This is a genomic window from Streptococcus sp. 10F2, from assembly GCF_054331515.2.
This window is the reverse complement of the sequence record NZ_JBTGGE020000004.1, coordinates 1-17,145: the sequence shown is the minus strand read 5'-3', so window position 1 is coordinate 17,145 and position 17,145 is coordinate 1. Positions and strand designations below refer to the sequence as shown.

The window sequence follows — 17,145 nt, the reverse complement described above, 5'->3', positions numbered from 1 at the left end:
TTTCTCCTTTCTTACAAACCAAAACCAGCTCGTAAAACATCGAACTGGTTGCCTGTTTTTTTGATTTTCTTCATATCCTCACTAAAAGCATAGCGAGTAGCATCTATGGTGTGATTATCCTTGTCTTCGAGCCTTGGTTTGGGATTTCCGTCTTTATCAACTTGATAATCAATATTTTCAAACTCTCGAGCAGTTTTTGGGGTACGTTTTGGATCAATACAAATAAAATCCAAATCATCAAGCCAACGCTCTCCAAACTCTACCGAGTCAGGACCTTTCTTAACTCCTCGGACCCGAGGAATATCCAAGTCATTTCTCAACTCTGCAATTGATTTTGGTTCAGCAGAATCCGCAAAGATTTCCTCGGAAGAATAGCCACGTTTTTTCAACCACTCCGCTAATTTCCTATTGCTTATTTTCTGACCATAAAATTCATCGACAGCATAGATACCGTTTTTCTTTTTGTCATAGTGCCAGCGAACAAAAGCCAAAGGATCAGTAGCATAACCAAAGTCCACACCATTTCGGATATTGTCAAAATTTGCAACTTCTTCATCGGTGATTTCTCGGAATTCCAAGTTGTCAAACGGGACGACTCCAGAACCGATTGCTTCGCCTAGATACTCCCAACGATAGCGCCGTTCAGAACGCTCTCTGGTCGCCTCTGCCTCCTCAATAAACTCCTTGGCGATAAATGGGTTATCCTTATAAGTTGAAGCGTGTACAAAGGTATTATCAGGCTGAAACTGGCTTTCATATTTCTTATTCACCCAAGATTGTTTTCTCTTTGGTGGATTGTAGGTGTAGAAAAACTTATAAAAAAGACCATCATCCAACTCACCACGAAGCAGGGAGTTAGTGATTGTCTTTACTTCATCTTCAGTTTTAAACTCTGCCAATTCCTCAATCCAACCGATTGCAAACGGAAATTGGCTATCTTTAAGAGACTTGATTCGCTCTGGTTGTTGAGCGCCACGGAAGACAACATAGTTCCCTCTTGGGAGATAAGTGATTCGAAGTGGCGACTTGTTGAACTTGAATAAATGAGTCACGCCTTGCTCACTAATGGCCCATTTCAACTGCTCATAGACCGATTGTTCAAGCGTATTGTCAACCTTACGAATGCAGACAGCATTGACTGCATATCTCATCATCAACTGAACAATAATATGAGCAATATCCGAAGACTTTCCGGAACCACGCCCCCCTTTGCAGACAACGTGTAAAATTTTTTGATCTAAACTAGCCTTCCAAACAGAATGGAACTTTTTAGGGAGCAGTGAACTCAATCTAACTAATGTCGTCAACGAAAGCCACCTCGCCTTTATGTTCAGTTTCAACTTTATCCGTCCAAAGTCTATGGCGCTTACCAAGCAACTCAGCTGCCTTGATTCGGTCTTTAGCTCCGACATCAATATCAATAATCGACTGATAGCCTTCACCCTCACCACGGAGCGTCTGTTCTCTCTGCTCACCTCTCATGACAGACGTCAGATAGGACAAGACTTCCTCCTGAGTTGCTATTGTTTTGGACTCGAGTTCGGCAAGGTGTTCGTCTATATAGGATTTGATTGTAGTATTTTGTAGTAATTTACTAGCGTTGGTATTGGCATATTTCCTGCTATAGCCAGCTTTTATTGCTGCCTCCGTCGCATTTCCAGAGATGATGTACTCATCTGCGAAACGCTTTTGTTTTAGTGTCATTTTGGCGATGATCATCACCTCCTTTTCATATCTCTAACGCGGACAGCAGGAATCGAACCTACACTGAAAGTTTTGGAGACTTCCGTTCTTGCCATTAAACTATGTCCGTAAAACAAAAAGCAGCGACCTAAATCACTGCTTTCATCCACCAAGATAAATCAGAAAAGAAACTCATGTCTAAATCGCAAATAGTACGCTTGCCCCAGTGGTGGATCATCTCTGGTTCTTTTGAAAAACCATGCTATCAATTTATCACTTTAAAAGTGATACTTCTATAGCTTTTTGTATCACATTCCACTTTTTTCAGCAAAAATCGATAAAATCCGTTTTCGCTTCCGATAGATCCCCATTCTGCTGATATGTAGCTTGTCAGCTATTTCTTCCCAGGTATTGCGAGAACCTTTAGACCAGCGCATTTCGAAAATCGTCTTCAACTCACTATCTAACTCAGCTAACGTTGCACGAACTGCTTTTTCAAATGTTTCAAGAGATTTTATCCTTGCATCATCCGACCAAAGGGCTATGATTCGCTCAGTCGGTTTTGAAACTCCATTTCCTTTTCCACCTCCGATGTTCTCATCGTGTTCAATGGTTGTTTGTAACTCTAATTTCCTATGAGCTATATTGCTCATAACATATGGATAATCAAATAGTCGTTCATCTAACGCTTTCAACTGTGCGTTACTTAGTCGCATCAATCTCCTCCAATCAATCCCAACTCCAACAACTTACTAGCAATTTCCCTGGCATAGTGTTCAATCGTTTTTTCGCTTAACAGGCTGTACTGACTGTAGATCTTAGCAAAAACTTTGACAGTATACTCATAACTTCTCAGCTCATTCAACCATACCGTAATGAATTTATTTCTCGTTTTCGGTCTTGATAAACTCAAAGTTACGTTAGTTCCGTTAGCCGAAACCTTATCGCCCCACATAGTCAATATCGACTTAGATCTCCCTCCAGGATAGGTAAAACTCGATTTAACTCTAACCATCCTCGGCCTCCTCATCTTCGAGATAACAGGTACAGCCACAGCATCTACAACACCCACAATCATAATAGTCTTCGTAATAATCTTCTTCATCGCAAAAACAATCTTCATGCAATTCATAGCAATCACTACAACGTTCTTCGTTCATCTTTCGCCTCCCTATTCGCACACAACTTGCATTTTTTAAAAGCGGTAAACCAGTTAAAGTCACTGTCGGTTTCATAGATTAGCTTGTTGCAGTGGATGCAATGGAATTCCGTGTGTCCCTCGTCTATGATACGGATTCCGTAATAGGTCATTGCTCCACCTCTTCCACTTCGAACATCTCATTAGCAAACACACCTTCAAAGCCAGCTTCGATTAGTTCTTGTTTTGGGTAACACATATCCCCTTTATGTAAAAACATGAAGTAAACTTCATCGATACTGTGGTCATTGACTTTAGCAAGAACTTGGCCACTTGATTTAAACACAACCCGATACCTCTTCTCCTTCTCAACCTCAACGGCTTCTGGACCATAGGTGATAAGAGTTGCTAGAGCGTGTTGGTTTTTGAGTTTATTATCATCATAGAAAAACCAGTATTCAAGTTCTTCTGGATGGTGTCTCAAATAGTCACTTATTGTCCAATCACTATCTTTGTGTTTCTCATAATACTCCATCACCGCCTGCGGGATTTTTGGTTTTGGTGGGAGGTTTACAAGTGATTTTTTAAATTCGTCTGACTTCACCCAACCTGTAATAGCATTCCCGATACGTAATCGATAAGGATAAGTGTCATAGCTATCAGCTTCCTCAATCTTCGCCTCAATCATCACCTTGTCCCCAACTTTGTATTTTAGTTTTTCTGTCATAGCGTAATCTCCCTCAAACTAGTCGAACTAGGGCAACCAATATTTTCCTTAGCCCACTCAACAGCCAACTTTTCACTTTTAAATCTTGCTCTGTAAGGTGTTGAATCAGAATTATAGTTTCTATACTCTTCCCAACGCAACTCCCAAACTGTAGCTCTTTTCCGTGCTTTCTCAATCGCTCTATGTCTTCGTTTAGCTGTCATTCTGTTCCCTCCTTATCTTTTCTTTTGACTTCTAATCGACAAGTATAAGTTACGTTATCTATATCTAAATCAAAACTTTCAGAAAACATCTTTTGTCTTGGATTTTTCGGGTTCTCAATTTTCTTACACAGAGTCTTGAACATACCCGTCAGAAAATCTATAATCAGACGTTCAGTTACGAACACTTCTTTAGTCATTTCAACCCTCCATTGATAATTGCAACTACTTCGTCAAGTGGTAGATATGAACGCATAGGAGTGTTGTCACCTATTAGATAAATATTTGTTTTAAAGTCTCCTGTGCTAGATGGTGTTATAGCACTAACCGCAGAAATATTTATCCAACCTGTATCAATCTTTACTAATTTCATACTATCCTCCTAATTTACCAAGCTCTGCTTCAACTTTTTCTTTTTCACGATTAAGGTTTTCGATTCTTCGGGCTTTTACAGCGGCCTGGATAATTGGCAAGGACTCAATATCATCTAATCTACTAGAATTTTTCTTAGCCTCTTTCCGATATTTTTCAAAACCAGTAGACCAATCCCACTCATCCCAGCCAAAAGCTCTTATAAAACTTTTTTTATAATATTCTACTTGATTATCAAGTCGCTTTAAATTGACATAGAACATTAGATATAAATAAATGTTTAACAATGTACAAATCAGACTTAAAACTACTACTGCAAAAACTAACCAATTCATCTTCTATCCTCCTACACGATTCTTCACTTCCACACGCTCCTTAATTTCCTCCGGCATATCGCTACCTAATACCGATTTCTCATAAGTCTCTTTTTTCACCAAGAAAGTCCCGTAGCCAGAGATAGTCAGCGTGTACTTACCGTCTTTATCCTGCTTGTCGACTACTTTTCCGACAGTCAGTCCTGTGTACGTCTGCCTAAGTTGAACCTGACTCATCTCCAAGCGCTCTACTTTCTGCTCCAGCTCGTGTAGCTGGATTCCGAAATGTAGCATAATCACAAAGATGAACACCGTCATGATCCAGACACCGAACAAAGCGGTTTCTTTGATAGTTTCTTCTCGTTCAGTCATTCAATCGTCCTCCTCGTCATCTTCAAACATCACCCGAGAACATTCGTGACAAAGTCCTACGAACCCTCCTCCTGGTCCGCAAGCTATCCCCCTAGCTGCGATTTCTTTTTCTTGCTTACAAAATTGACATGGTCCAATCATCTACTTCTCCTTATTATTTTTAGCAAACAGTAGGGTAATAGCTATCCCTATAAATAAACTATCCCAAAAATCGAACTCTGCACCAAGCTTCATCATCGTAACAAGATACAACCATATGAAACCAATAACATTAGATAGGTTCACTCACTGCCCCTTTCCACCACATACTGCGGAACTGCATCCCCGATTTCAAAGCAATGGTAATCGTAGGGATTTACACCGATCCATTCACCATCAATCAAAAACTGATACATTCCAAGTCTAGCGTCGCAACGCTTATCCTCGATTCTCAGTTCCTTAAATCTATTCGTCATCCAGCTCCACCAACCTCATATCATAATTCGTGTGCCGTCTCTGCTTCATGTACAACTTTGCTGCTTCTTTGCGTGAGAACCGCACTACATTTCTGAGTTCCCCTTTAAACCACAGCTGCACTCCAAATTTAGGTTTTTCCATATTTCATTTCCTCAATTTCTACCTCAATACGAGGATTCAAGCTATAAAATTTCGCTACATCGTGATGAGCAATCTGACCATCATCGTTGAAAACTATCTTCGACATGCTGTCGTATAGAGCTTTTTCATAATTGTCAATATCAGGTTTCTTTCCTACAGGAATAATTTCATCCAGTAGATCCTTCCGATTCTTTTTGACTTTAGAGAGGTATTGAGGAGGTTCGATATAAAACCTCACTCGTGCTCTCAAAGGGCCTTCCAGCTTAGATTTTCCTTTATAAACGCTCTTAACCAACAACTTACACTGTTCACGCCACGTACTCATCTTTTTTTCTTCGTAAGTTTTTACAAATTTCCCATGTCTTGAAAACCTTGGGCGTGATTGTGGTTTCGGTTCAATATTCAAGACCAGCTTCACTTTCGTCATCTCCTTCGTATAAATAAGCAAGCATTCCGTTTGGCCTTCTCCGTTTTCTACTTGGTGTACTGTAGGTTCGAATTGTACGCTTTGAAATGCCGTTCCGCTCAGAGAGTTCATCGAGTGTTCCAACATCAATGAACTCATCCCCTTTGTACAAAATATAAACCTTGGTTTCTTCTCCCATAGAACCCCCTAGAATGGCAAATCATCATCTGAGATGTCCATCGACCCCGTATTTCCAAACGGATTTTGATTGTAACCGGTCGCTGGAACTTGCTGACCTTGATTTCCGTCTTGGTTTTGACCAAATTCTAGCTTCTGCCAAGAACCAACCAAAATCTCTGTCACATAAACTCGCTGTCCTTGTTGATTCTCGTAGTTACGAGTCTGAATTCGTCCAACTACACCAATTAAAGATCCCTTGTCATTCCAATTAGCTAGATTCTCCGCAGATTGTCCCCAAACAACACAATTGATGAAATCCGCTTCACGATTACCATCCTGATTCTTAAATTGACGATTGACGGCGAGCGTAAAACTCGCCACCGCTTTATTTGATTGTGTGAATTTTAGTTCTGGCTTTGCAGTCAAGCGACCAACTAGTACAACGTTATTAATCATCTGAATCACCCTTTCCTGAACTCCGCTCACCAAGTAAATATCCTAGCAACAACCAAACAATAGCCATCCCAATCTCCTTCAATAAATCAATCATTTTCTTCCACCTCGTACTCTAGGACACCTGTGAAACACAGACTGTCACGAAATTTGATAGGATGAAATGTGTATTTCAAAACTTCGATATTGTTATTTTTAATAAAGTCATTGACTTGTTTCTCAAGATCGGGCGTCCGGTTATCATAAAAATGCTTAACTCTGTAATTGCTCATTTCCGTTCTCCAATCAATTCATCCAAGCTAACGATTTTGGTTAGTTTTTTCACGCTCCGGCAATAATCGCATCGCTCGCACTTTTTAGGTTCTTTCTTACCTTGGATCACGTCCCAAATCTCGATTGCTGCCTCTAGTAAGTCTGAAAGACCTGTATCAAGAAATTGTTCCGGTATTACTAAGACCTCTTTGTCGGGCACATTTTCCTTGCTAACGGCAACAATAAACTGTCTATAGTCGTCTCCGGTCCGTTGCTTCAACAATTCACGATAGAGCGCTAACTGCCCAGCGTATCCAAAATTCAAGATGTTGTTGGCTGCTGCCTTGATTCGGGTTCTCAACTCTGAGTTCCACTCGTCAGCATAGATAGACTTCATTGTCTTTAGGTCCACGAAGTAGCCACGGGTTAGATTCACGCTGTCTAGTTTGCCTTTGAAGGGGATTCCTTCCAGTTCACCGAATACAATCATTTCTTTTTCTACTTTGTCGCCGCTCTGGCCGTGATAAAGCTGATTGAATCGCTCGTCAGTTTCCAGAACTCGAATCATCTTGTCGCCAATCAAGAAATCCTTCTTGAGTTGGCCTTTTGTTTTACCTGTTTTAGCAATCATCTTGTCGCCGTTTTCTTCAAGAAATTGCTGATGTGCTTTCTCACTCTCGAAGTAGCTGTGAACATAGTTGCCAACTAGAAGAGCGGTTTCGTCCCGCTCCTCCACCCAATCACCATTCTCTATAGCCTTGGCTTTGGCTTGGCACTCCATATACTTTTTGATCCGTGAGTTAGTCAAGTAGGTTTTGTCCTGATAATAATTTTCCTGTGTCAACATACTCTAACCCTCTTTTGGATTTGTAGTCATTCCCTCGAAGAGTGATTCTTGTTCAAAAATCTCTCCCGTTTCTTGGTCGATCACTTCACTTTTCTTCTGAGGTGTCTTTTTAGGTGGTTCTTCTTCCGCCTGTGGCGCTTCATCTACTTCTTCAGTAGATTCTTCCACTTTTTCTTTTTCGTCCTCCTGTGGCAATTCTGAGGATCCTAAGATATCATCTAAATTTTCGGGTTGATCCGGAGTAACGTCTCTTGGTGCTTCAACTGTCTCATTTTCGTTATCACTAGCGATAGCCTCCTGCATTTCAACCGATAGCGGACCGTACTTACTAATGATTTGCTTCAAGAGGGTTTTCTGGGCCATTGCATCGAAGTCAGTTTTCCAAGGTCCAGAATTGTAAGCTTTAGAAAATCGTTTAGCATGAGCTTCGACCTCCTCCTTGGTCCAATAAGTCATTTTTGAAAATCCATTCAAGAGCTTGAAGGCTGCAAAGTAGCCAACAACTTCATCTGTTGGTTGTGTAAAATCGACTTCTAATTCTTCAAAAATCGGATTCCAAGAAATGAACTGACTTTTGTAGATAACCCCCGAATTGATACTCTTATATTTTCCGCTCCTTTGAGCTAGCTGGATCAATCCTTTGTAGCCTAACTGGAACTGCGCTTGACCTTTGTAAGGTACGACGTATGCATAGCCTAGGCTTTTTTCAATTGGCAAGTCTAGAACGGCCGCCTTCATCGCTGCTGCATAAATTGTGTCTGAGTTGGCTCTTGATAAGGTTTTATCGTCTCCCACAAGAGATAGCAGACTGGTGATAAAACCTGTCTCTTTTCCCTTTAAAACTTCTGCGAATCTTTCCTTTACCGCAGGTGAGTTAAAAAAGTTTTTGTGTGTAGTAATTGCGTATGCCATATTTTTCTCCAATCTTTATTTTTCTAGGCTATCTTTCCAACCGTCGTACTTCTCATCTTCGAGCGGATCGATGTTCTCCTGGTGCAACCACTCACGGTGAGCAACGTAATCGTCTCGGTCCTCGAAATACATATCAGACCTCTTCTGCATGATTAACTAGACCACGGTAAACGGTGTAGAGTTTTGTCGGGTATCCGTTCGTACCCTTTATCGCTAGTAAGGTATTAATTTGATGAGGAGTACCGTGAGCGTCAACATATTCCTCCCAACGCTCAACTAATTCTTGATGATTCGGATAATCATTCTCGATAAACTCAACATAAGCCTTGTGGTCACGATTTTGTAAAGCATCTAATTTTTCAATCAGTTTGATCGATAAGCTCCCACGTACCTTTTTCTCTTTAGTTTCAAAACTTACGCTTTCGCTTAAGCGTCCAGTTTTCATTTTCTAGCCTCCTAACTTCTTTTCTTAGCTTTTCGTTTCTCTCAACTTCCCTGATGTAATCTTCTAGCAAATCCATATAGCGGACCGCCATTTCTGATTCATGGTCTGTATGGGAGCTGGATAACATTTCCATTCGTTGCTTCTTTGCGATAAGCACGCTCTTCCTGAACTGCGGACCACACGATACTCTTACGAGATTCTGCTAGCCTTACAGCGTCTAGTCGCTGTTTCTCTGCCAGATCCTGCTCCGCTTTCTTGTACGCTCTAGCTTCAATTGCTGCAATCTCTGCTTCACGTTTACGTCTACACTTCAAACGAACTCTCCGGATCATGAACTCTAATGCACATACAGACGCAGTCCCAAGGGCCAAGATTTCAGTTAGTTTCAAAAGTGTGTCTAGCATTATATTTTCTCCTGTCTTTAAAAAGTGATAATTGCATTCCCGTGGAACTGCTTACGCCTTTCAAGATAGCCATAAGCCACCTCATAACCCGCTTCAATCAGGCGCTCTTTGTATGTATCGTCTATTAAGTCGCCTGTTGTTTTCTCAAAATGCTCAATCATTGCGATTATTTCCATCTGTAACTCCTAAAAATAAATCGTACGTTTATTGCTTGCTTCGTCAAATTCCAGCTGATTGTCTGAACCTTTCGGGATCCCCTTTTTGATTCGGGTAATAATAGCTGGATCGTTGTCGTAATGTGCTGTCAATTCTCGATCAGAAAGATTTGTCGTGATGATAGTATTCGACCTTGCATTTAAGATTGAGTAAATCATCAAGCGACCTACGTTGCTTTTGTACTCTTTTCCAAGGTCATCAAGAACCAGGTAATCTACCGAACTAAGCTGGTCAATGTAAAAATTTTTCTTTTCAAAGTTGTTGTCCATCGCTTTGTCCATCAAGGTCGGAACATTGACGAATAGGGCTTTTTTGCCATTTCCCTCACTCAACGCCTTCACCATCGCAAAGGCTAAGTGGCTCTTGCCTGTTCCAGCTCTACCTCGTAGAACTATATTATTTCTAGCCCCTCTGTACCATTCCCTAGTTCTTGCCTTTGCCCACTCCAGAGCTTTTTTGTCAAAATCATTTGTCGTCTCGAAGTTTTCAAAAGTTGCCTTATCAAGTGTCTCGTCATACATACTCAACTCCTTGATAAAGTAGAGCCGTTTCTGCTCATCTAGCTCTTTCGAAATCTTGTCCACTCTCTTTTGGTTTTCGACTTGGATTCTCTCGCTTTCGCATCTTGGACAAACAGGTTCAGGTAATTTTGGGGATTGAATAAATGCCACGTTATGCTTTTCGCATTTCTCTTTTGCTGGCTGAAAGGCTAGCGGTAAACTTCCGAATTTTACTTCTTGCATAACTCCTCCCTAAATCCCTAACCAATCTGGAATCTCCGGCAATTGGTCTTCTTTACGCTTTCGCTTGTTTTCGTAAAGTTCCTCTTCGTTCCTGATCCCCTTTGCTCTCCAATTTCTAAGGACCGTTGAGACATAGTTCCAGGAACTAGCATTGTTGTTTCTAGCCTCTTCGATAGCTAGCTTTACTAGTTCAAACTCCTGCTTGTTCCCCTGAGTCGCTTCTCTCACGTCATGCCTGAAAACCTGGAACTCGTTAGAACTGAAATGCATTTTTTGCAATGCGTCCAGCGCAAGATTATGCAAAATTTGGAAGTCCCTATCTACGTTATTAGACTGTCTAGGAGCGAGAGTAGTATGATTATTATCAGTCTGATTATAATTAGTCTGATTAGTGCCCGATTTCGGGACATCATTACGCCCTGTTTCGGTACTCCATTGCGCCCCATTTTGGTACATTACAGGAGTTGTTAAGCCCGATTTCGGGACATCATTACGCCCTGTTTCGGTACTCCATTGCGCCCCATTTTGGTACATTACAGGAGTTGTTAAGCCCGATTTCGGGACATCATTACGCCCTGTTTCGGTATTCCAATTTTCGGCTTTGACCAACGCATGAAGGCCGACGTTGCCGGATTCAATTTTTAGTTTTTGAGGATAATATAATGTCGTTCTTGATCCTCGGTTCTTCTCCTCTAAAAGGCTGTGATCAATGAGTTCTTTTTTTATTTTGGGGACTTTATTCTTTCCGACTCGCAACAAATCTACAATCTCGTCACGAGTCATCACGGCGTAGAAATCCCCGTTTTCATCCTTGAACTTGTCTCCGTTTTTCTTCGAAGATTCCAGCCTATCCACGAGCAAACTATACAGGACAACTGCATTCAAGCTCAGATTGCTAAAGCTCTCATCTTTGAGAAGCTGGATAGGGATTTTGATAAACTGTTCCGTCATTCATGTTGCTCCTCCTAAGTTTCTAGCATGGTTAAGCTCCTTTTTTACAGTAATTCCCAGTTTTCTTTCATCCATTCCACGACTGCGTCTCTCGGAAAACGAACATGGTGACCTCTACCTTTATCAATCTTAGGAAAACCAGGAATGGAAACTATTTCTTGAAAACGTTCGTAGTTATTAACGCCAAGCAACTTCTTACATTGCTCACTGTTTAAAATCAGAGGTAGGGCGAGTTCAATATTGAAAGTCTCAAAAACTTCAGTAATTGCCACTTTTAACTTTGAAATAAAACGTTTTATTAAACTATCTGCTATATCGTCCATAAGCGCTCCTTTCGTGGTATAATTGACGTGTATAATTTTCTAATGGCGCCAACTGCAATTGGCGTCTTTTTTGTATTAATGTCGTCGTGATTTCATGGCTAAAATGTTAATCACAGCACATAGAACATTAATTCCTGTTAAAATCCACATAACTGTCTCAAGCATCTTCTTTCTCCTTTTTTGATAAAATATAGTTAAGTAATGCGATAGAAAGGAATTCTTATGTTGTTTATTCCGATTATCATTTCTGTTTTTTCTCTCCTGATTTCAATCAGCTCATTCTTAGTTCCTCTTTATAAATCGACCTATAGGTTGGGGGTAGCAAATCAAAGATCTATATTTGACGAATCAACCCGTGAAATGTCAGTTCGTATTTCTTTCATCAATGAATCAGCAAATCCAATCACAATTGTGGGACTCACTGTTACAAAGGATAAAATTCAAACTTACGCAAAAGACATTGGTTCGCTTAAAAAATCCCATGAAATTAAAAACACTGAATTTTTACATAATGGAATCCAACTTCCTTTGCTTATAAAGCCTTACTCTATTTACACAGGAGATTTTATATTTGATTCACACATACTCTATCAATCCGACTATTTCCTTGAGGTTCAAACTCCAAAACGGTTTTTAGAGTTCCCGTTTAATCCAAGACCTGATATTGTTACAAATGAGTACAAATCAGTTATGGGAAGAACTAGAGAAAATAATGTGACTTGGCGTCAAAGCCAATGGCGAGAGCTTTGGTGATTTGCCACCGCAAGACTCACTAACTCTTTCCAATTCTTGTCATTTTGCAAGCCAAGTTCGACAATGTCTTTCTCGACTTCCTGAACCCACTCCCTCACCGACACACTGGTGGGGGTTTTTATACGTCCACTATACGGATACCTATTTGGTCTCATCGTGCGCCTCCTTTCTAATCATTACTTGGCAAGGATATCTCTTTTTGAGATATTTTGTTCTAAAAAAATAATTCCGCTTCTGGGATACCAAATTTTTTAGCGATAATGGCCATTTCATAATCTTTGAATGATTGGAGTCCATCTTCTTTTTCAGAGTAACCTTTTCGATTTTTTAGACCAATTAAATCAGCCATATATGTCTCGGTCAGTTCACGCGCTAGACGCTCTTTTCGTAAACGTTCTTTAGGTTTCAAATGTTCCATTTTCAATCTCTGTTTTTTGGACAATACCGCCACCTCCCTTCCTAAATTTTTATTCGCCCTGCAGGGCAACAGCCAGCCGTGGAATCGAACCACGGAAAGTACCAGAACTGGCTTCACGGTTTGGTATAATTAAAGAAAAATGATTGGAGAATGAATTATGGAAAATATACAAATCGAATTCATAAATACACGCAAAACAGTGTCAATTGATACCCCTGAATGGTGTCCACATTGTGGTCGAAATACTTCGCCGGCGTTAGTCTCAAAGTCCCAAAGTCAGGATATTCTACGAACAGATTTCGCTCGTTTTTCCGTAACATATCGATGTTCCTATTCTGATTGTAAAAAATATTTTGCTTTAGAATATTCAGTTAACCCCGATAGCCTCTCAACTAATATCAAAACTTATTCCTACCGTCCACCAATTAAGGTTAATCTCCCACGGAACATCGAAAAAGTATCCCCTGACTTCGTTGAAATTTACGGACAAGCTACCGTTGCAGAAGCAGAAAAACTCGAACAAGTCGCTGGCGTCGGCTATCGAAAATCAGCTGAATTTCTTCTCAAAGATTTTGCAATCTATAAAAAGCCAGAAAATCAAGATCAAATCAAAACTATGCCTTTGGGTCAGGTAATATCAACTTACTTTTCCAAATTCCCTAAAATACAAACCTTAGCTAAAGCTATCTCATGGATCGGAAATGACGAGACGCATTACATTAGAAAACATGACGATAAAGATATTCAAGATCTTAAGCGATTCATACTAGCGTGCGCTCAATTTATTGCGTCTGAATACGATTTTGATGAAGCATTACGTTTCACTTCTTCTAATTGAATCTCAATACTCTCGATTTTTTCAAGAATAACTCCAGTCGTTTTCACCAATTCATCAAGGACTGTTTTTTCTAGTTCGTTCATATTGACCTCCTCACCCAAACACCAACCGATAAACACCGTAAGCAATTGCTCCAAGAATCAATACGCTTGGAATCAATCCACCTTTGATGGAAATCTTAGTTTTTTCTGTTCCGGCAGAAAATGTTTGTGTTTTCTCAAAACTACCAATTAAAACTTTTTTCCAGTTCATTTTTTACTCTCCTTTTTCTTGCGGAGGTACAAGCTATGTGTTAGACTAAATATATCCCCCTAAGGGGAGGAGGCTTTCGCCTCCCTCTTAACCAAGTTACCACTTGATTAAGAATTTGAACTTAAGTCTAAGTCCAAGGAAACTGATTTCGAATGCGATTTCCTTGTGCTTAGGCTTTTTATTTAGCCTTGACTCCATGTCCTGTACCTCCTTTCTTTTTGCTAGGTCATTCCCTGACCTTGATTATATTATATCTCGATACGAGATATTTGTCAACAGTTTTTTATCCCTTTTTGAGATTTTTTTGTTTATTTTTTTATCTCATTGATGTATAATATAGGAAAGGAAAGGTGGTAGCTTATGAATATTCTTGGGGAATCGATTAAAATAATCAGAAAATCAAAAAAACTGACACAATCCCAATTAGCCGAGTTAACTGGATTCAAACAAAATACAATTTCGAACCATGAGAATGGTAAAAGACAACTAGATGAAAGAGATATTAGAATCTATGCTCAAGCATTGGGGGTAGAACCTCAAGAACTATTTGATTTATCCTCCTCTTCGGATGATAAATCCGTTTTAATTGATAACCATCAAGAGGTTGAATCCTCCACCCTCAAAAAAATAACAGACACCTCAAGTCAGCTTGAGCATGAGCGCCAATTGATTGTCTTAGACACAGCTGAAAAACAGTTACAGGAACAGAACACAGTTCAAGAAGATTCTACATACTACGATTCCGAGAAGGTCACTACACTTTCCAAACCAAAGGAGGAATACGAATATCTTATCGTTCATGGACTGGAATCAGCTGGAGAAGGAATTTGGCAAGAAGAAGATACAGATATAGAGGTCAGAGTTCCTACAAGTGAAATTCCTGATGAGTTTGACGACTTAGCCATGGTTATTGGTGACTCTATGCGACCGAAACTTCACAACGGAGATATTCTTTTTATCACCTTTACTAAACAAATTGAAATCGGGGAGATTGGTGTCTTTAGAACCAGTAAGGGTAACTTTGTTAAAAGACTACAGTCTGATCGACTCGAAAGTCTGAATTCTGACTACGATGACATTTACTTCTCTGAAGATGAATACGCCGAAGCGGTCGGTGTCGTGGTTGATGTTTATAGAAAATAAAAAAATCAATGTGCAATGCCTGATCCACGGTAAAAGCTGGCTAGGAAGTTTTTATTATGAAAAAGATTGCTTTATTAGGAGTCACACTTCTTGCAAGTTTTACACTTGTCGCTTGTTCAAATAACCAATCAACTGAATCATCATCTAGTTCTGAATCACAGGCAGAACAGTCTTCTTCATCTAGTGCTTCAACAAACAACGTTGATGTCAATGCTGCTGTTAAAAATCTTGAGTATCTTAAAGATGTACCAATGTCCAAAAAAGCACTGATTGAAGCTATGACTTCATCTGAATTCGAGTACTCCAAAGAAGTAGCTGAAGAAGCAATCAAACAAGCTGGTATTGATTTCAAAGAGAATGCCTACAAAACGGCCAAACAGCTAAACGAGTTTGGTATGTCTGCTGATAAAATTAAAGAAAGCCTAACTTCTGAGGGAGATGGTGGAGGATACACAGAAAGTGAAGTAAATTACGCCATCGAAAAACTAGAAAAAGAACTTGCTGAAGAAAAATAAAAAAATCTCCCCACACTCGCCTTCGCCAAAAATTGAGTGTGAGGAGAAACGATTGTATAGTAAAAACCTGCAGCTACTGCCGGCTCTTTTACTATACCCATTTTATCATAAATGAGGTAAAGTTATGGCATATTTTAGAAAAAGGGATAATGGATGGGAATATCGGATATCCTACAAAACTCCTGATGGTAAATACAAGCAGAAGTCAAAATCAGGTTTTCGGACAAAAAGCGAAGCAGCTCGAGCCGCAAACCAAGCTGAAAATCTTCTAAATTTAGGAGTTGTTGAAAATAACGATATTACATTTGAGGAGTATTTTATCCAGTGGGCAAATTTATATAAAAAACCAAATATCCGTCCTGAAACATGGAAGAAGTATGAATACACTCACAAAAAGATAGAGGAGTTCTTCAAAGATACAAAGCTAAGTAAGATGACTACTGCTACCTATCAAAGTGCTATAAATACTTTCCAAGAAAGCCATTCTTTTCAAACAGTCAGAATGTTTAATACTCATATAAAACAGTGTATCAAATTCGCTTTACACGATGGCATTCTTCAGAGGGATTTCACTGCTCTAACCACAGTAAAAAATAAAGATGTAGAAAATCCTGAAAAGTTTTTAGAACTTGATAGCTATCTGGAACTTATCCAAAAGACAAAAAAGAACATTCACTATAAGTCTCACTTCTGTATCTATCTCATTTCTGTAACTGGAATGCGTTTTTCAGAAGCGATGGGGTTAACCAAGAATGATATTCTGTGGGAGAGTCAAGAAATCAATATTGATAAAACCTTCAAGGTCTATGGTGCGGAACGTGGATTCGCTCCCACTAAAAACAAAAGCTCTATCCGCACTATTCCAATTGATCCAGAAACTGCAGAATTATTAAAAGTTTACATCGAGTACCACGGTATAAGTAACCGTCTTTTTGACAACCTCTCAAACACCGCAGTAAATAAAACTCTTAAAAAACTAACCAGCAAAAATACTCACGTACATAGTCTGCGACATACCTATGCCAGCTATTTGATTAGCAAGCAAATTGACATCCTAACAGTTTCTAATATCTTAGGTCATAAAGACCTTACAACTACTCTTACTATTTATACCCACCTTCTTGAGGATAGTAAAAATAAGAATTCTGATAGGATAAGAAAATTATTTGGGGCAGATTTGGGTCAAATAAAGTAAAAAGCCTGTTGTTACAGGCTTTTTCAACGTAGTTTCATCCACCCTGAGAGAATCGAACTCCCATCTCAAGAACCGGAATCTTACGTGATATCCATTACACTAAGGGTGGTAACTCATTAAGTATATCAAAAACGATAGAGGAAGGCAAGAAATTTTTTCTACAATTCATAATCGCTCATGTCTACACAGATATTGGGGAATCAAAAATAGGGCAGCGTCCAAACGTTGCCCTATCAAAAACTATTCCCCATTTTTAGTTACTAGCATACTCCCGAGTTTATCAGTTTATGTTGTAGCCGATCCAGTTCAATTACTTGATAGAACTGGATTTTTTTAAAGCTCTCGCTAGATTTTGTTTGTGTTGTATGCGCTTGTATGATATAATGGAAACATGGCTTTTATTCGAACTACTACAAATAAAGAAGGTAGAACTCATGTGTACCTTGCCGAAAGTTATCGCAAAGACGGAAAGACCAAACAAAGAATTATCAAAAAG

General features: G+C 39.6%; 32 protein-coding genes and 2 tRNA genes. 5 read left to right on the top strand and 29 right to left on the bottom strand.

What is annotated here, in order from left to right:
* Nucleotides 1–11: 11 nt before the first annotated feature.
* From ACXM1Q_RS01840 to ACXM1Q_RS01720, 25 genes are all read right to left on the bottom strand, one after another.
* Nucleotides 12–1,289, bottom strand: a complete 1,278-nt coding sequence (locus ACXM1Q_RS01840; RefSeq protein ID WP_458515725.1) for a PBSX family phage terminase large subunit — start codon at nt 1,287–1,289, stop codon at nt 12–14.
* A gap of 1 nt (nt 1,290) precedes the next feature.
* Nucleotides 1,291–1,704 (bottom strand): terminase small subunit, encoded by a 414-nt coding sequence (locus tag ACXM1Q_RS01835; RefSeq protein WP_458515607.1) that lies wholly within the window; start codon nt 1,702–1,704, stop codon nt 1,291–1,293.
* A 37-nt stretch (nt 1,705–1,741) separates the two neighbouring features.
* Nucleotides 1,742–1,812, bottom strand: a tRNA-Trp gene (locus tag ACXM1Q_RS01830).
* Between the two features lie 179 nt (nt 1,813–1,991).
* Nucleotides 1,992–2,402 carry a transcriptional regulator gene (locus ACXM1Q_RS01825; RefSeq protein WP_458515605.1) on the bottom strand — a complete coding sequence of 137 codons (411 nt, stop codon included), beginning with the start codon at nt 2,400–2,402 and terminating at the stop codon, nt 1,992–1,994.
* Complete coding sequence (locus ACXM1Q_RS01820; protein ID WP_458515603.1) at nt 2,399–2,815, bottom strand: hypothetical protein; 417 nt, start codon at nt 2,813–2,815, stop codon at nt 2,399–2,401. Before ACXM1Q_RS01820 ends, ACXM1Q_RS01825 begins: the two co-directional genes overlap by 4 nt.
* 175 nt (nt 2,816–2,990) lie before the next feature.
* A complete protein-coding gene (locus tag ACXM1Q_RS01815; protein ID WP_458515601.1) occupies nt 2,991–3,548 on the bottom strand; it encodes a DUF1642 domain-containing protein in 558 nt (185 codons plus the stop codon).
* On the bottom strand, nt 3,545–3,751 hold the full coding sequence (locus ACXM1Q_RS01810; RefSeq protein WP_458515331.1) for a hypothetical protein: 207 nt from the start codon (nt 3,749–3,751) through the stop codon (nt 3,545–3,547). Before ACXM1Q_RS01810 ends, ACXM1Q_RS01815 begins: the two co-directional genes overlap by 4 nt.
* Complete coding sequence (locus ACXM1Q_RS01805) at nt 3,748–3,948, bottom strand: hypothetical protein (protein WP_458515599.1); 201 nt, start codon at nt 3,946–3,948, stop codon at nt 3,748–3,750. The genes ACXM1Q_RS01810 and ACXM1Q_RS01805 overlap by 4 nt, the downstream gene beginning before the upstream one ends.
* Complete coding sequence (locus tag ACXM1Q_RS01800) at nt 3,945–4,121, bottom strand: hypothetical protein (protein WP_458515597.1); 177 nt, start codon at nt 4,119–4,121, stop codon at nt 3,945–3,947. The genes ACXM1Q_RS01805 and ACXM1Q_RS01800 overlap by 4 nt, the downstream gene beginning before the upstream one ends.
* A 1-nt stretch (nt 4,122) precedes the next feature.
* Nucleotides 4,123–4,455 (bottom strand): hypothetical protein, encoded by a 333-nt coding sequence (locus ACXM1Q_RS01795; RefSeq protein ID WP_458515595.1) that lies wholly within the window; start codon nt 4,453–4,455, stop codon nt 4,123–4,125.
* Between the two features lie 3 nt (nt 4,456–4,458).
* Nucleotides 4,459–4,806: a DUF1372 family protein gene (locus ACXM1Q_RS01790; RefSeq protein WP_458515593.1), complete on the bottom strand. Its 348-nt coding sequence runs from the start codon at nt 4,804–4,806 to the stop codon at nt 4,459–4,461.
* Nucleotides 4,807–4,947 (bottom strand): hypothetical protein, encoded by a 141-nt coding sequence (locus tag ACXM1Q_RS01785; RefSeq protein WP_458515591.1) that lies wholly within the window; start codon nt 4,945–4,947, stop codon nt 4,807–4,809.
* A gap of 140 nt (nt 4,948–5,087) precedes the next feature.
* Complete coding sequence (locus ACXM1Q_RS01780) at nt 5,088–5,261, bottom strand: hypothetical protein (RefSeq protein ID WP_458515589.1); 174 nt, start codon at nt 5,259–5,261, stop codon at nt 5,088–5,090.
* Nucleotides 5,262–5,389: 128 nt separating this feature from the next.
* A complete protein-coding gene (locus tag ACXM1Q_RS01775) occupies nt 5,390–5,821 on the bottom strand; it encodes a RusA family crossover junction endodeoxyribonuclease (protein ID WP_458515587.1) in 432 nt (143 codons plus the stop codon).
* The gene (locus ACXM1Q_RS01770) at nt 5,799–6,008 is read right to left on the bottom strand and encodes a hypothetical protein (protein WP_458515585.1); all 210 of its coding nucleotides are present in this window, start codon (nt 6,006–6,008) and stop codon (nt 5,799–5,801) included. Before ACXM1Q_RS01770 ends, ACXM1Q_RS01775 begins: the two co-directional genes overlap by 23 nt.
* An 8-nt stretch (nt 6,009–6,016) precedes the next feature.
* Nucleotides 6,017–6,445: a single-stranded DNA-binding protein gene (gene ssb / locus ACXM1Q_RS01765; RefSeq protein ID WP_458515583.1), complete on the bottom strand. Its 429-nt coding sequence runs from the start codon at nt 6,443–6,445 to the stop codon at nt 6,017–6,019.
* A gap of 86 nt (nt 6,446–6,531) precedes the next feature.
* A complete protein-coding gene (locus ACXM1Q_RS01760) occupies nt 6,532–6,714 on the bottom strand; it encodes a hypothetical protein (protein ID WP_458515581.1) in 183 nt (60 codons plus the stop codon).
* Nucleotides 6,711–7,541, bottom strand: a complete 831-nt coding sequence (locus ACXM1Q_RS01755) for a PD-(D/E)XK nuclease-like domain-containing protein (protein WP_458515579.1) — start codon at nt 7,539–7,541, stop codon at nt 6,711–6,713. The genes ACXM1Q_RS01760 and ACXM1Q_RS01755 overlap by 4 nt, the downstream gene beginning before the upstream one ends.
* A 3-nt stretch (nt 7,542–7,544) precedes the next feature.
* Nucleotides 7,545–8,453, bottom strand: coding sequence for a recombinase RecT (locus tag ACXM1Q_RS01750; protein WP_458515578.1), 909 nt, complete (start codon nt 8,451–8,453; stop codon nt 7,545–7,547).
* Between the two features lie 133 nt (nt 8,454–8,586).
* Complete coding sequence (locus tag ACXM1Q_RS01745) at nt 8,587–8,898, bottom strand: hypothetical protein (RefSeq protein ID WP_458515577.1); 312 nt, start codon at nt 8,896–8,898, stop codon at nt 8,587–8,589.
* Between the two features lie 98 nt (nt 8,899–8,996).
* Nucleotides 8,997–9,302: a hypothetical protein gene (locus ACXM1Q_RS01740; RefSeq protein WP_458515576.1), complete on the bottom strand. Its 306-nt coding sequence runs from the start codon at nt 9,300–9,302 to the stop codon at nt 8,997–8,999.
* A gap of 17 nt (nt 9,303–9,319) precedes the next feature.
* Nucleotides 9,320–9,478 carry a hypothetical protein gene (locus ACXM1Q_RS01735; RefSeq protein WP_458515575.1) on the bottom strand — a complete coding sequence of 53 codons (159 nt, stop codon included), beginning with the start codon at nt 9,476–9,478 and terminating at the stop codon, nt 9,320–9,322.
* Between the two features lie 9 nt (nt 9,479–9,487).
* Entirely contained in the window at nt 9,488–10,261 is a 774-nt protein-coding gene (locus ACXM1Q_RS01730; RefSeq protein ID WP_458515574.1) for an ATP-binding protein, read from the bottom strand.
* Nucleotides 10,262–10,270: 9 nt separating this feature from the next.
* Nucleotides 10,271–11,212: a replication initiator protein A gene (locus ACXM1Q_RS01725; protein WP_458515573.1), complete on the bottom strand. Its 942-nt coding sequence runs from the start codon at nt 11,210–11,212 to the stop codon at nt 10,271–10,273.
* Nucleotides 11,213–11,256: 44 nt separating this feature from the next.
* Nucleotides 11,257–11,535 carry a DNA-binding protein gene (locus ACXM1Q_RS01720; protein WP_458515572.1) on the bottom strand — a complete coding sequence of 93 codons (279 nt, stop codon included), beginning with the start codon at nt 11,533–11,535 and terminating at the stop codon, nt 11,257–11,259.
* A 222-nt stretch (nt 11,536–11,757) separates the two neighbouring features.
* Between ACXM1Q_RS01720 and ACXM1Q_RS01715 the strand changes: the two genes are divergently transcribed.
* The gene (locus ACXM1Q_RS01715; RefSeq protein WP_458515570.1) at nt 11,758–12,288 is read left to right on the top strand and encodes a hypothetical protein; all 531 of its coding nucleotides are present in this window, start codon (nt 11,758–11,760) and stop codon (nt 12,286–12,288) included.
* On the opposite strand, the gene ACXM1Q_RS01710 is transcribed toward ACXM1Q_RS01715, so the two are convergent.
* The gene (locus ACXM1Q_RS01710) at nt 12,261–12,443 is read right to left on the bottom strand and encodes a hypothetical protein (protein WP_458515569.1); all 183 of its coding nucleotides are present in this window, start codon (nt 12,441–12,443) and stop codon (nt 12,261–12,263) included. The genes ACXM1Q_RS01715 and ACXM1Q_RS01710 overlap by 28 nt on opposite strands.
* A 59-nt stretch (nt 12,444–12,502) precedes the next feature.
* Nucleotides 12,503–12,739 carry an XRE family transcriptional regulator gene (locus tag ACXM1Q_RS01705; protein WP_458515567.1) on the bottom strand — a complete coding sequence of 79 codons (237 nt, stop codon included), beginning with the start codon at nt 12,737–12,739 and terminating at the stop codon, nt 12,503–12,505.
* Between the two features lie 124 nt (nt 12,740–12,863).
* On the opposite strand from ACXM1Q_RS01705, the gene ACXM1Q_RS01700 reads away from it, so the two are divergent.
* Nucleotides 12,864–13,544, top strand: a complete 681-nt coding sequence (locus ACXM1Q_RS01700; protein ID WP_458515566.1) for a DUF4145 domain-containing protein — start codon at nt 12,864–12,866, stop codon at nt 13,542–13,544.
* Between the two features lie 93 nt (nt 13,545–13,637).
* On the opposite strand, the gene ACXM1Q_RS01695 is transcribed toward ACXM1Q_RS01700, so the two are convergent.
* Nucleotides 13,638–13,796 (bottom strand): hypothetical protein, encoded by a 159-nt coding sequence (locus ACXM1Q_RS01695; protein WP_458515565.1) that lies wholly within the window; start codon nt 13,794–13,796, stop codon nt 13,638–13,640.
* Nucleotides 13,797–14,156: 360 nt separating this feature from the next.
* Between ACXM1Q_RS01695 and ACXM1Q_RS01690 the strand changes: the two genes are divergently transcribed.
* The 3 genes from ACXM1Q_RS01690 (at nt 14,157) to ACXM1Q_RS01680 (ending at nt 16,649) form a co-directional block, all read left to right on the top strand.
* Nucleotides 14,157–14,939 carry a LexA family transcriptional regulator gene (locus ACXM1Q_RS01690; protein ID WP_458515564.1) on the top strand — a complete coding sequence of 261 codons (783 nt, stop codon included), beginning with the start codon at nt 14,157–14,159 and terminating at the stop codon, nt 14,937–14,939.
* Nucleotides 14,940–14,995: 56 nt separating this feature from the next.
* Nucleotides 14,996–15,454: an Ltp family lipoprotein gene (locus tag ACXM1Q_RS01685; protein ID WP_458515563.1), complete on the top strand. Its 459-nt coding sequence runs from the start codon at nt 14,996–14,998 to the stop codon at nt 15,452–15,454.
* Between the two features lie 124 nt (nt 15,455–15,578).
* Nucleotides 15,579–16,649: a site-specific integrase gene (locus ACXM1Q_RS01680; RefSeq protein ID WP_458515562.1), complete on the top strand. Its 1,071-nt coding sequence runs from the start codon at nt 15,579–15,581 to the stop codon at nt 16,647–16,649.
* Between the two features lie 37 nt (nt 16,650–16,686).
* On the opposite strand, the gene ACXM1Q_RS01675 is transcribed toward ACXM1Q_RS01680, so the two are convergent.
* A tRNA-Arg gene (locus ACXM1Q_RS01675) sits at nt 16,687–16,758 on the bottom strand.
* Nucleotides 16,759–17,145 lie beyond the last annotated feature (387 nt).